Source organism: Paenibacillus polysaccharolyticus, assembly GCF_900102085.1.
GTDB classification, from domain to species: domain Bacteria; phylum Bacillota; class Bacilli; order Paenibacillales; family Paenibacillaceae; genus Paenibacillus; species Paenibacillus polysaccharolyticus.
Map to the genome: position 1 here is coordinate 108,216 of NZ_FMVM01000009.1, position 13,531 is coordinate 121,746.

Consider the following 13,531-nt stretch of genomic DNA (forward strand, 5'->3'; position numbering starts at 1 on the left):
TTCAACTGCCCTAAAGTCTCAGTTTCTCTTTCGGCATCCTCACTTCTAAAAAAAACAAAAACTGTCCTCAGCAGAAACTCTACCTTAAGGACAGTTCTATGTTTACAATTGCTCTACGTTTCAGGCGGGCTAGAGATCAGCGGGCTAACCGACAATTAGACCATACACAATCCCTGGGCCATGAACCCCGATGGTTAAATCATTTTCGATATCGGATGATCGGCTGGGACCTGATATAAAATGAATGCCTGCTGGTAGCTGCGCTCTTCCTGCTTCGTCAAAACGGTTCAGTGTCTCTCCAAGCCTTGTATGCAGCCGTTCGACCGGAATAATCAGGATCAGCACGGTTGGCAGAAGGCTGACCGAACGTCCTTTCTCCGGGGAAGAAAGAACAGTGACTGAGCCTGTGTATGCTGTGGCATAATCCGCCATAACTACACCGATATCGGCTTCGGCTGCTCGGGCTCGCCAGTCTACATCCGGAGCACTGTTCCAAACGGATACTTCTACATTGGGAAGCTGTTCCTCCAGTCCCAGATCCGTAAGAGCTTGCTCATTCTGGCGAATTAGATATTTAGCGCTTAATTCATGTGCTTTATTGCCTATAAACCCTGCTACTTCTTCCATATTTGACATTCGGGCAATATGAGCACCGACGCTAACAAAGTTATCCGTAAACGCCTGTATTCGCTGTTCCTCATCCCATTGCAGTTCATTCCAGAAGTCCGGGGAACCTCGAAAAGCATGGATCGGTGTATGAAGCTGTCTAGGTCTTTTCAACTTGGTGGCGATATCGTCCATGAACTTCTCCTGTCTACGCCTTGACTTTTCCTCCATGGATGCAAGCCATTGCTGATGTTCACTTCCCATGCTTCGAACCTCCCTCCCCGCGATCACGCACAATCTGTTGCATACGCTCTCGTACAGATGTATCCATAGCAGTATGTTGCTGCTGATTCAACTCTTGATCCAGACTGTTCCACTGTTGTCGGAAGGACTTTTTCGCGAGACTGGGGGCTACTCTATACGTATTCCAGCCTTTAAGCGGGCCAAGCTTCAGTGAAATACCATTATTGCGCACAACTGCTTTTTGTCCGATCTGTCCGAGCCGAATAGCAAGAGCGAAACGTTTGGAGTTTGCCGCAACCGCCGCAAAGCCCTTCATGCCCATCGTTTCCAGCTTATTTCCATGTCCGTCTTCCACCTTACGTCTCCGTAAATATACAAGCATGTCATGCAGTGGAATCTTAACGGGACAAGCTTCATAACAAGCACCGCACAGACTTGAGGCGCTCGCAATATCGTTCCACTCCTCAATGTTACCGTTTAATGCAGGAGTCAGCACCGCCCCAATCGGTCCACTGTAGATTCCACCGTAAGCATGACCGCCAATGTGCCGATATACCGGACAAGCGTTAAGGCATGCCCCGCAGCGAATACAGTTAAGTAGTTCCTGGAACTCGGGATCTCCGAGTTGTAAAGATCGTCCATTATCTACGATAATGATATGCATCTCATCCGGACCATCTGCATCTGCCGAGCGACGAGGACCTGTAATGCCTGACATGTACATCGTGAGCTTTTGTCCAGTGGCAGAGCGTGGCAGCAAGGTTGCCATGACTTCAAGATCTGCCCATGACGGAATAATGCGCTCCATGCCCATAAGTGTAATCTGTGTTTTTGGCACGGTAGATACCATACGGGCATTGCCTTCATTTTCAAATAAAACCATCGAACCGGTCTCCGCAATCGCAAAATTGCAACCTGTCAGACCAATATCAGCCTCCAAAAATTTCTCGCGCAGCTTTTTGCGGACGAATCCGGCAAGGACCGTCGTATCTGGTTCCAGTACCTCTCCAGCTTCCTTGGATAATAACTCCGCAATTTGATATCTGTTTTTGTGAATAGCCGGTATAACGATGTGGGACGGCGCTTCACCCGCCAGCTGTATAATGTATTCGCCAAGATCGGTTTCAATGGCTTCTATGCCTGCAGATTCTAGCACATGGTTCAGATGTACTTCCTCGGACACCATGGATTTGGATTTCACCACACTTGTAGCTTGCTTGTGGGCGGCAATATCAAGGGCAATGGAAGCCGCTTCCGCTGAAGTATCTGCAAAATGAATATGCACTCCGTTCGCACGGGCGTTGTTCACGAACTCATTCAAGTAATAATCGAGATGTGCGATTGTATGCAACCGAATCTGGCGTCCACGCTCCCGCCATTCTTCCCAGTTGCCATGCTCTTCCGACGCAGCTTTCTTGCCATTCCGCAAACGTTCCGTTGTGAACTTGACCGCTTTACGGAGAAAATCATCATTCAGTGCCAAACCCGCACGGGATTTGACCGTTTCATCCATAACACCAGGTTGGCTCATCGTGTCTGCACCCCCTCATATAAAAGTTCAGCCAGATGCATCACTCGCACAGGTTCATTTCGGTGCCGCAGATTACCCGCAATATTCATCAGACAAGCCATGTCAAGCCCAACGAGAACTTCGGCTTGTGTTTCTTTCACATGATCCACCTTTTCGGTCACCATCGCCCCGGAAATATCCGACATTTTAATCGCAAACGTACCTCCGAATCCGCAGCAATCCTCTGCATGAGGTAATGGAACGAGTTCAAGCCCTTTCACGTTGGACAGCAAGGCCAGCGGTTCGTCCTTCACCCCAAGCAGACGACTGCCATGGCAAGACGGGTGGTAGGTTACTTTATGCGGAAAATGTGCACCGAGATCTGTTATTCCTAACACCTGTACTAGAAATTGTGTGAACTCGTAAGCCTTGGCCTCAAGGCGCTTCGCTTTATCCAGCCATTCTGGATCATCTGCAAACAGCTCCGGATAATGATGAATCATATATGTGCATGAACCTGACGGACAGACCACAAAATCACTGTCATCAAACGCTTCTAATATCGTCTTGGCAGCTACCCGGGTCTCATCCCAATATCCACTGTTATACGAGGGCTGACCACAACAGGTCTGAACCTGCGGAAATTCCAGCCGAATGCCATGTGCGGCCAGCAATCGAACCATTGCCTCTCCCACTCGGGGGTATATGGCATCACTGAGACAGGTTATAAACAAGGAGACTTTCATCATTACACACTCCAATAAACAAATTATTTCATGTCAACGTCTGATTATCGTTACACTGTGCGAATCAGCAATTGGTAGTTACTGCACAAGGAAATCTGCTCTTCGGTCAAGGGTTGATCCGTAATAATCGTGTGCACCTCATCCAGTCCGGTCACACGAGCGAAAGCCCTCAGGCCAAACTTGCTCGCATCAGCCAGCAGGATCACCTGATCTGCAATACCTACCATCTTCTGTTTTAATCTGGCTTGAAGCTCATTGGATTCACTGATGCTGCCGCTTTCAAGATGCACGCCCTTGCAGGACAAAAAAAGTTTGTCCACATGATACGTTTCGAGAGAACGCTCCGCCAGTGGTCCAACAAAGGATAAGGAGCGGGCAGCCAGTTGCCCTCCAGTAGAAATCACCTCGATGTTGTCCCGACTGCTCAGTTCGGTGGCAACTTGAATCGAGTTGGTCAGCACCGTTAATGGCATATCCGGCATGTTCGCCGCCATATAACCTGCCGTTGTACTGGCATCCAGCAAAATGCGATCTCCCGCCACGATTAGCGCCAATGCCGCATCAGCAATCCGTTTCTTCTCCATTGCATGTGTCGTTTCCCGTATTCGGTAAGGAATCTCCGGCTGATCCTCCTTGACACTCACCGCTCCGCCGTGTGATCGGCGCAGCCGACCAGCCTCTTCTAACCGATCCAGATCACGGCGAATCGTCTCCTCGGTTACCCGGCAACGTTCACTAAGCTCAGATACTCGCATGCTGCCCTTAATATTGACTAACTCTACAATCCGGTCATATCGTTCTGCCGCGAGCATGCCTACACCTCACTCCCGGTTTCTGTACCCGGCGACAAGGCCGTTATTCGCAAAAATCGTTCATAGGCTTCTGCCCAAGCCGACCTGTCTTGCGGTTCATATTCCTTTACCGGGAATGAATCGCGAATAGCCCGGCGCGCTTCCCAGATATCCTTAAACGTTCCGCTCGCGATCCATTGCACAGCCATATTGCCGATTGCACTTCCCTCCGCTGGCCCTGCCCATACAGGCTTGCCGATAGAGTTCGCTGTCCACTGGCATAATAACTCATTCTGAATACCGCCGCCCACCATATGCAGTCCGCCGAATGTTTTCTCTGAGAGTTGCTCTGTCCATTCCAGCACCCTTCTATACTTCAAAGCAAGACTCTCCAGAATGGACCTGGCTATACTGCCCTGATCCTCTGGCACACGCTGTCCTGTCTTCTGGCAATATTGACGAATGCGTTCCGTCATATTGCCTGCAGGCAGAAACAACACATCATCCGGGTCAAAAAGGCTTGCAAACGCCGGAGCTATCTCAGCCTTCGCGAGTAATGAGCCATAGGTAATTCCTCGCCCTTCCCGTTCCCATTGCCGCATACATTCCTGTAGGATCCAAAGACCCATAATGTTTTTGAGCAGACGATATGTGCCACCTGCACCGCCTTCATTCGTAAAGTTCAGTTCCATGCTCTCTGCACTGATGACGGGCTGATCCAGCTCTGTACCCATCAGGGACCACGTTCCACAGCTTAGATAAGCAAAGCTTGTTTCCGTGGCTGGAACCGCTACCACAGCCGAACCGGTATCATGCTCTGCTACAGCCAGGATGGGAATCGACGCAAGTCCGATATCATTACATATACTGCTGCGTAATTGTCCAACAGTACTCCCCGGTAGGACTACATCCCCGAACCATTGGTCAGAGACACCAATATGAGCTAGAAGTTCACGATCCCATTGTCCGAGTACAGGATTGTATAACTGTGTTGTTGTAGCATTGGTGAACTCATTTACCGCTTCTCCAGTAAGAAAATACCTTAGTAAATCAGGGATCATTAGAAAACGCTCCGCTTCGCGCAGCAATGGAGAAGCACTCCGCTTAAGTGCCGCGAGTTGATACAATGTATTAAATGGTAGAAACTGTATCCCCGTGCGCTCGAAAACTCGCTTAGCCGTTAACTCCTGACAAACCGTATCCATCACACCGTTGAACTGTGTGTCACGATAATGATAGGGATTACCAAGCAGTTCGCCGTTACTACCAAGCAAACCAAAATCCACGCCCCAAGAATCAATGCCCAAACTCTCCGGCACTTCACCTTGCTGTTTTATAAGCGTCAAGCCCTGCAGTACTTCATGATGTAGCCGCAAAATATCCCAGTGCATCCGGTCACCAATCTTCACGGGCTCGTTTTTGAACCGGTGAATTTCACGGGTTTCGATCCCTCGATCATTCAGATGACCAAGTATCGCTCTGCCGCTTCCTGCACCCAAATCATAAGCCAGCACACTCACTGCTCTCCCGCCTTTCTGTTATTATTGTCTTCATATTCGCTATTATCTTTATTTAACGGCCAAAACACTGTTTGTTTATCTTTGTTTTATACTGTTTTGTTTTATTTTACGAGTATAACATCATTGTAAACGTTTGAATACCCATGAATTCGCTTTCCTCATTACAAACAAAAAACGACTCACTCCCTTTAGGGAGGAGCCGTAGCTTTATTTTTTTACACATAAGACAGTCCACTCTCCACCCCGGATACGGATTACCCGAATTGAGGCTGGATATCTCGTTCAAAATGTTTAAAACGTGTCCCCTGATAGGTTAACATGCCTCGATCCTGCTCCACCAGCATACCGTAATTTTGACCACCTACATTTAACTCAAGTCGTTCCCCATTGTCGAACTCAAAGGTTGCATAATAACTCGTTGTTGCACTGCTGTCCCCACTTCCACCACTGACCTCCGTTCGTTTTGTAACGACTCTGGAATGTAAGGTAAGGACAGCTGCAGCATTGTTGGAAGACCAGGTTCGCACACCTGAGAAGATGGCATATACGATGCCGCCTGCCACAACCAGAAACACGATGCCGATCAAAATAGGAACGATCGTGCCCATTGCTCCAAGCTCGCTGAACCCAGAAAAAAAACCACTCTGATTGCCTTCAAACCCCGGCACGCCACTCATATCATCGAATCCACCAAAGCCATCTACACTTAAATGGCCTACTGACGAAAATATGCCCGTAACCGCCATAACGCATCGATCCTTTCCCCACGCAAAATAACACCTTTTCTTGTTCCGGCAGATAACCCGCTCTGCCTTGTCCCTATACTATATGAGCCGAATCAGGAATACAGACGTTCAAGTTCGTCCACAAGACTGCCGACATAAGCCACTGCAGTGCGGATTGGTTCAGGACCGGACATATCAACACCTGCAAGCTTCATCAATTCCTGCGGTGCGAGACTGCCCCCGGATTTGAGCGCTTCAAGCCAGCGGTCCACGGCGGGTTGCCCTTCCTCTCTAATCTTCTGTGCAGCTGCTGTTGACGCCGTTAAACCTGCTGCATACGTGTACGGATACAAGCCCATATAATAATGCGGCTGTCTCATCCACGTCAGCTTGGCACCTTCGTCCACTACCAGCTCCGGCCCCCAGAATTCGGAAAGGATCGCACCTTTCAGCTCACTTAACGTCTTAGCAGTAATTGGCTTATCGTTCGACGCGAGTGCATACACCCTACGCTGTAGTTCGCCTTCCAGCAGATGTGTAACAAAGTTATGATAGTACGTATTCAGCAATTGCAAAATCACCCAACGTCGCATTCTCGGATTTTCAGAACGATTCAACAGATGATCCGCCAGCAACATTTCGTTCATTGTCGAAGGTGCTTCTATAAAATAAAGAGACGGCCGCGTATTCGTAAGCCTCTGATATTTGCCAGCTAGCATAAAATGGCCCGCATGCCCCACTTCATGCGCCAGTGTAAACGCTCCGCGCATGTTATTCGCCCAAGAGATTAAGATGTAGGAGTGCGCGCCATAGATGGAGGAACAGAACGCCCCAGTTGATTTACCTGCATTGTCCGCGTAATCTACCCAGCGATCATTAAAGGCTCGTTCAACAATCTCCCCATATTCCGGCCCCAGTACATCCAGCGCCTCACGGATCAACGTGCACGCTTCATCATAGGTAATCGCCGGACTGAATTCGGCATCCAGCGGAGCCTTGAGATCACAGAACATCAGCTTGTCGAGTCCGAGCTCACGTTTTTTTAGCGCAGCCAATCTGCGCATATGCGGAGCAAGCTCTTTTTGAATAATATCAAGAACATTATTGTACATTTCCTTGCTCACTTGCTGTGGAGCTAATAACATGTCCGTCACGTCTTCATATCCACGTAGACGGGATAACACCACTTGTTTTTTGACCTCAGCAGCATATCCTTCAGCAAAGGTATTTTTGTATTGATTCAACGTTTCACAAAAAGAGGAATAAGCGGAACGACGCAACTTGGTATCCGGTGACATCTCGTAATTATTTTCGTAAAAAGACCACGATAATGGACGTGCTTGATCCTCACCATCAAATACCTCATCAAAGGTCATATCCGCCAACTTACCGCGTTGATAGATTCGATAGGGGGAATCCAGCACTTCACCAAGTGAAGCAAGCACTTTCTCGGTTTCAGGCGAGAGTCGATGAGCTTTTTCTTCAATAAGTCTCTCCAGGCTACGCTTGTACGGTTCGAGACCCGGTAGTTCACTCAAATACTTCTCTATCGTGCCTTCTGGCAGCGAAACAATCTCGGAGTTGACAAATGACAGACTGGACGACAAGTTAGACAGAATATCACCAGCTTTAGCCGCGTTCTCGATATTCACCGGATTCGTGCTGTCCTCGGATTGTTTTAAGCGCGCATACGCTGCCGTTTTACCGATTCGTTCCTGCAAAGCTTCACGAGCATCAAGACAAGCGAGCAATTGCCCCGCACTTTGACCCAGTGTACCTTTGAATGTTTCAATATCAGCAGCAGCATCCGGTAGCGATAGAAGCTCCTGTTCCCACTGCGCATCGGTTGCAAATAAATCAGACAAATCCCAGGTTGTTTCTTCCAAAACCTCGGAACGTATATGTATCTTATTCATTTTGATTGTCATCCTCCTTGCATTTCCAATATCTCTCATCGTACCATACTCTGCCAATCGATACATGACATCTCCTGATTATGAGACTTTTGGTTTAAATCTGCAGAAATCAATCCGGCTGGAAAAGTAAAAAAACGTCAAGCACCGGAAGTGTCCAGTTTACTCAACGTTTCGTTAATCGATCATTCATTTCTGATTCTTATAGATATTCAATGGTGTTCTATAAGATATTCATTTCATCCGGTTTCCAGATGACATTCTCACCGTAGTTTTTACCCCAGTTATACATCGCATGTAACACCGGCATTAGACTCTGCCCATGATCCGTTAGTGAATATTCGACTCGGGGCGGAACTTCGGCGTACACTTTGCGTTCCACCAGTTTGTCCTCCTCCAGCTCCCGTAGCTGGTTGGTCAGCATCTTTTGCGTGATATGGGGGATCAGGCGTTTCAACTCACTGAAACGTTTGGTGCCCTCCAGACCCAAATGCCACAATATAATCAGTTTCCACTTACCGCCAATCACCGCCAGCGTTAATTCCTTTTCACAGTTGATTTCTTTTAAATTAATGCGTTCTTTGACTTCGGACGCCATGGCTCCAAGCCCCCTTTATCTCGTACGATATCAAACTCTAATACTTCATTTTACTACAGTACGGATCGAATGCAAAGTTCGCTCATCTTTTTCACAGAAAAGACCGCAATCCTTGCAATAGCACAGGATTCCGGTCTACTTCATTTTTAGCTATATTAAACGCGTGAGCACTTCAATCGAACTACTCCAGATTCGCGTGCCGGCTGAACATATCTGCACCAGTCATGCCCTTCATCTCCATCATGGTGAGGATCAACGCATCCATGCTGAGCAACAAGGATTGTTCAAACAAGGAACCCATAGGCTGAATGGTAACATCCGCTCCGGCTCCCGCCGCATCCTCTTTTGCAGAGGCAGGTAGCCGAACGACCACTTGTGCCAGCTGTGCAATTGTGGAATCCGGCTTAATTGTGATTAAGCCTACAGGTGCACTCGCTTGATTCGCCTTTCTTGCCATGGCAACCAGCCCGCCTGTCTCTCCAGAACCAGAGCATAGCAGCAGGAAATCTGCTGAGCTAATCCCTGGCGTCACCGTCTCTCCTACGACATAAACGGTAAGTCCCATCTGCATCAATCGCATCGCGAATGCTTTTCCCATGAGACCTGAACGACCCGCTCCAGCTACAAAAATGCGTTCCGCTGCTAACACCTGCTCGGCCATTGCCTGCATCTCGGTATCATCAAGCTGGCTTAACGTGCGTTCCAGTTCCTTCAGGATATCTGCGGCGTATTGTTTGCTGCTCATCAGCTTACCCTTGCTGGACAAGGCGCTGCATTTCGGATGCTACAGCTGCTTTGTCTGCTTGCCCTGTAATACCGCCACCAACGATGACCAAGTCAGGTTGTGCTTTCACAACTTCTGGCAATGTGTCCAATTTGATACCACCAGCAACCGCAGTTTTTGCATTTTTCACTGCACCTTTGATCGTTTGCAGGTCTTCGAAAGGACTTTGTCCAACCGCTTGCAGGTCATAACCGGTGTGAACGCAGATATAGTCTACGCCCAGAGCGTCAACTTCACGTGCACGTTGTTCCAGGTTAGGCACGTTGATCATATCCACGAGAACTTCTTTGTTTTGCTTTTTCGCTTCTTCTACAGCACCTTTGATCGTCATATCGTTACTTGCACCCAGCACGGTGATCAAGTCTGCGCCCGCTTCAGCTGCTTTCATAATTTCATATCCGCCAGCGTCCATAATTTTCAGGTCTGCAAGAACTTGCAGGTTAGGATAAGCTTCCTTCATTGCTTTTACAGCATGCAATCCTTCGTTAATAATAATCGGTGTGCCGATCTCAACGATATCAATATATTGTTCAACTTCTTTAACCAATGCGATACCTTCCGGGATGTTAACCAAATCAAGTGCGAGTTGTAATTTCATGTTTTATGTCTCCTTTGTATTTGAGGTTGATTAATGATGCTGTATAAGTTGAAATAAAGATTTACACAGTCCACTCCGATGACAGAAGAACCTTCCAATCGCTGTTATCCCCAGATTTTTTTGATTCCCTTTTCCAAAGGGAAAAATCCGGTGATAAAGGCGAACGCTTCGCTTTACCAGGTTTCTTCTGTCCTCTCCGTTAACGTGTAAAAAATAGTTCAACTTATATAGATCCAAATGTTTATTTTTACCGCCAATGATCCGTTGCTGAGGCCAGCATCTCGTAATGGTGGTTGCTAGTTCATTGTAGAGCCTGACTATCCATTCAGGAAGTACGCACTTTCAAGTGAGGTAGTTACTTGGACGAAACTAATGGATATTTGACGTTGTTATACGAATCCTATCTTGAGATACATCTATCTTCATCTATTCTACAGTCAGTGCTATTTACGAACAGCGTATTGTTTGTACAACATCAATGATGTAGGTTTCTTACAATGGATGTTATTCACTTTTCATAAAGTCTTTTATCAAAAAGAAAAAGAAGAACCCTGTCTTTTCAGGCAGGATTCTTCTTGATTTTTCATAGCAGCATAAGCGCTGTATGTTCCTATCTATTTATCCATCGACCTCTTACAGATATACGGGTTTCACACATACCGGCTTGGACACACCTGTACTGTGACCTGTGTATTTCAGGCGACCGCTCTCCTGATCTACTGTAAAGGTAACCATGTTGTTTGTATCACGGTTAGCCGCAATCAGCAGTTTACCATTCGGTGTCAATGCGAAATGACGCGGGTGCTGTCCTTCTGCGGAGACATGCTCTACCAGGCTCAGATGACCTTTGTCTGCATCTACTGCAAATACGACGATGCTGTCATGTCCACGGTTGGAACCATACACAAAACGGCCATCGTTCGAAACCGTAATCTCAGCAGTAGTATTCTCAGCGCCGTCATAGCCGTCTGGAAGCGTTGAAATATTGGAGATTTCGGTCAGCGTACCCGCAGCTGCATCATACTTGTAAGATGTGATAGACGAATCCACTTCGTTGATCACATAAGCAAATTGAGCATTCGGATGGAACGCCAAGTGGCGTGGTCCTGCGCCCGGATGAGTTTTCGTTTCACTGTGAAGCACCAGTTCATTGGTGTCTGCGTTAATGGAGTAGATCGCAATTTTATCTGCGCCCAAATCCTGTACCATCATATATTTACCATCCGGGCTGAAGAATGCCGAGTGCACATGTGGCTTGTCCTGACGCTCAGGATGTGCCCCGTGTCCTTCATGTTTCTTCTCGTCCAGAAGTGCTCCAACTTCACCATTATCTGTAAGGGCTTGAAGTCCTACCAATCCACCGTGATAGCTGGACAGGATCAAATATTTACCGGAAGGGTCACGCTGAATGTGGCATGGCGGAGCAGAGATGGAGTCTTTGCGATTGAGCAAAGTCAATTTACCTGTCGAAGGATCTACGCTCAGTGCTACCGCTTCAGACATTTTATTGCCCTCGGCAGACGCCGTTTCACCAATCGCATATAGCTTGTTTGCTTGCGCATCCACGTTAACAAACGTCGGGTTTTTCACGCCCGAAATGCCGTCCAGCTTCGCCAGACTGCCTGTATCCTCATTTAATTCATATGCGTAAATGCCCTCATTTTCCGCTTCGGCATAAGAGCCGACTAGTACGAGCAAGCGTTTTGATTCACTCATTACAGTTTCCTCCTCTATGTGTATGTAATCTTGTTGCACCTCTTCTATAATAAATCTGCCATATCAAAATAGCAATCGGACCCCTGCTCACTCCACCGGTGCCTGCCATGTTTAACGCAATGAAATGCGTATCTGTATAAGGATTGTGTCCTTATACATTCAACTGTCGAGCATTTCCTGCTATGATAAGATAGGTTTTTCATCTAGAAAGGACTGAACAGATTGTTTACCTCGTTTTTCATTACGCTCTATCATGTGTTCCTACCCATATCCTTGCCCGTCATTGGCGGAATATTGTTAAAACATTTCAAGGACTGGGATACACGGCCGCTTTCGGCATTTTCACTCTATATTTTAAGTCCTGCGCTTATCTTCCATACCCTGCTACACGCAGAGATTACCTGGACGGATGTTACAAGCACTTTCTGGTTTTCTATCCTTAACTTGATCGCCCTCTGGGCTCTCGCTGAGATCATAAGCAGAATCTTTGGTCTGGGTGCACCTGAAAAAGCAGGACTGACCCTCGTTTCCACATTTACCAACTGTGTGAACTACGGGCTCCCGCTTGTGTTGCTTGCCTTTGGTCAACTTGGACTGGACAAGGCTTCGGTCTACGTCATTGGACAGATGATCATCGTCAATACGGTAGGTATCTTCTTTGCCGCAAGATCCGAATTCACGGTAAAAAACGCGATGCTGTCCGTATTCCGCATGCCTACCATCTACGCAGCTGTGATCGCAGTCATCATGCGGAGCTCGGGTATCTCCCTTCCTGATGCTCTGGATGGGGGCGTTTCGATGATGGCTACCGGTTATTCTCCCATTGTCTTGGCGATTCTGGGCGCACAGATGTTACGACCCAAAGGAGATACAGCACCTTGGCAATCGAATGTTCGTAAGGCTTTTTGGGCCGGACTTGTTGTCAGGCTGGTTGCAGCACCGATTTTAGCCTGGCTTATACTGAAAGCACTGCAAGTCGAAGGAACATTACTCCCTGTGTTGCTTATCCTTGCCTCGATGCCAACCGCAGTGAACGCTGTTATTTTGGCTGAACAGTTCGGTGCATCTCCGCAATTTGTATCCCGCTGCATTCTGTGGACTACCGCTGTTTCCATGGTCTTCCTGCCAATTATGATTGTGATGTCTTCCTGATCAGTACAGACGCTGTGCTAAGGCCTGAAGCGTTTGCCGCTTGGCGGCGCTTCTCCAGCCGGCGTTCATGCCGCCGATGAAGAGCTCTGACATAGAAGTATTTGACGACGAAATACGAAATGAATCCCAAAATTAACCCGAGCACACTCATACCTGCCAGGATATCAAGTCCACCGAGCAGCAATTCACTTACCGCTGACCAGTTTCCATGAAACAGTTCCCTCCAAGCGCTCTCATGCATAGGTCCCTGTCCCATACTGTGCGCTGGCAAAATCCATGAACCTATCTGTTTCGCAAGCGGCATAAGAATAATCGGCAGAAATGTCAGCTTGCCCACAACGTTGCCTACAATGGCCGCTGGCATGGAGCCGCCAGACAAACGAACGATCGGATAAAACACAAGGTAAATCAGGGATGCAGTCGAGATTACGATCAGTTCGAGACCGAACCCTATAGCAAATCCGGTAGATACCTTATGAGCACCACCCGGAGCACGTAAAAGTTTGAGAAAATTCAGTTTCATTGCACGAGTCAAACGTGCCATTCGATTGGGTTTGCGCTTCTGGTTTTTCATCCTGAATTTCTCCTTATTTGCACAAATGACGAATCATGTCGTCTACCCACCAATT

13 protein-coding genes are annotated in these 13,531 nt (G+C 47.7%); 1 reads left to right on the forward strand and 12 read right to left on the reverse strand.

The features are described from left to right. Positions 1-144: 144 nt before the first annotated feature. The 11 genes from BLQ13_RS13860 to BLQ13_RS13910 all read right to left on the reverse strand — a co-directional run bounded on the left by BLQ13_RS13860 (position 145) and on the right by BLQ13_RS13910 (position 11,750). Positions 145-870, reverse strand: a complete 726-nt coding sequence (locus BLQ13_RS13860) for a LutC/YkgG family protein (RefSeq protein ID WP_090920763.1) — start codon at positions 868-870, stop codon at positions 145-147. Next, on the reverse strand, positions 860-2,380 hold the full coding sequence (locus BLQ13_RS13865) for a LutB/LldF family L-lactate oxidation iron-sulfur protein (RefSeq protein WP_090920765.1): 1,521 nt from the start codon (positions 2,378-2,380) through the stop codon (positions 860-862). Before BLQ13_RS13865 ends, BLQ13_RS13860 begins: the two co-directional genes overlap by 11 nt. After that, entirely contained in the window at positions 2,377-3,105 is a 729-nt protein-coding gene (locus BLQ13_RS13870; RefSeq protein ID WP_090920801.1) for a (Fe-S)-binding protein, read from the reverse strand. Before BLQ13_RS13870 ends, BLQ13_RS13865 begins: the two co-directional genes overlap by 4 nt. Before the next feature lie 50 nt (positions 3,106-3,155). After that, the gene (locus BLQ13_RS13875) at positions 3,156-3,917 is read right to left on the reverse strand and encodes a DeoR/GlpR family DNA-binding transcription regulator (RefSeq protein WP_090920803.1); all 762 of its coding nucleotides are present in this window, start codon (positions 3,915-3,917) and stop codon (positions 3,156-3,158) included. Positions 3,918-3,919: 2 nt separating this feature from the next. Next, positions 3,920-5,416: a rhamnulokinase gene (locus tag BLQ13_RS13880; protein WP_090920805.1), complete on the reverse strand. Its 1,497-nt coding sequence runs from the start codon at positions 5,414-5,416 to the stop codon at positions 3,920-3,922. Between the two features lie 254 nt (positions 5,417-5,670). Further along, the gene (locus BLQ13_RS13885; RefSeq protein WP_244159313.1) at positions 5,671-6,162 is read right to left on the reverse strand and encodes a DUF2500 domain-containing protein; all 492 of its coding nucleotides are present in this window, start codon (positions 6,160-6,162) and stop codon (positions 5,671-5,673) included. 92 nt (positions 6,163-6,254) lie between these two features. After that, on the reverse strand, positions 6,255-8,057 hold the full coding sequence (gene pepF, locus BLQ13_RS13890; RefSeq protein ID WP_090920807.1) for an oligoendopeptidase F: 1,803 nt from the start codon (positions 8,055-8,057) through the stop codon (positions 6,255-6,257). 220 nt (positions 8,058-8,277) lie between these two features. Then, on the reverse strand, positions 8,278-8,652 hold the full coding sequence (locus BLQ13_RS13895; RefSeq protein WP_090920809.1) for a winged helix-turn-helix transcriptional regulator: 375 nt from the start codon (positions 8,650-8,652) through the stop codon (positions 8,278-8,280). Between the two features lie 181 nt (positions 8,653-8,833). Continuing rightward, positions 8,834-9,397 (reverse strand): 6-phospho-3-hexuloisomerase, encoded by a 564-nt coding sequence (hxlB, locus tag BLQ13_RS13900; protein ID WP_090920811.1) that lies wholly within the window; start codon positions 9,395-9,397, stop codon positions 8,834-8,836. A gap of 4 nt (positions 9,398-9,401) precedes the next feature. After that, on the reverse strand, positions 9,402-10,034 hold the full coding sequence (hxlA, locus tag BLQ13_RS13905) for a 3-hexulose-6-phosphate synthase (RefSeq protein WP_090920812.1): 633 nt from the start codon (positions 10,032-10,034) through the stop codon (positions 9,402-9,404). A gap of 633 nt (positions 10,035-10,667) precedes the next feature. Continuing rightward, on the reverse strand, positions 10,668-11,750 hold the full coding sequence (locus BLQ13_RS13910; protein ID WP_090920814.1) for a lactonase family protein: 1,083 nt from the start codon (positions 11,748-11,750) through the stop codon (positions 10,668-10,670). Between the two features lie 222 nt (positions 11,751-11,972). Here BLQ13_RS13910 and BLQ13_RS13915 point away from each other — a divergent pair, with 222 nt between their 5' ends. Further along, positions 11,973-12,902, forward strand: a complete 930-nt coding sequence (locus BLQ13_RS13915) for an AEC family transporter (protein ID WP_090920816.1) — start codon at positions 11,973-11,975, stop codon at positions 12,900-12,902. On the opposite strand, the gene BLQ13_RS13920 is transcribed toward BLQ13_RS13915, so the two are convergent. Continuing rightward, a complete protein-coding gene (locus BLQ13_RS13920) occupies positions 12,880-13,476 on the reverse strand; it encodes a DUF2062 domain-containing protein (RefSeq protein ID WP_090920818.1) in 597 nt (198 codons plus the stop codon). The genes BLQ13_RS13915 and BLQ13_RS13920 overlap by 23 nt on opposite strands. Positions 13,477-13,531: the final 55 nt, after the last annotated feature.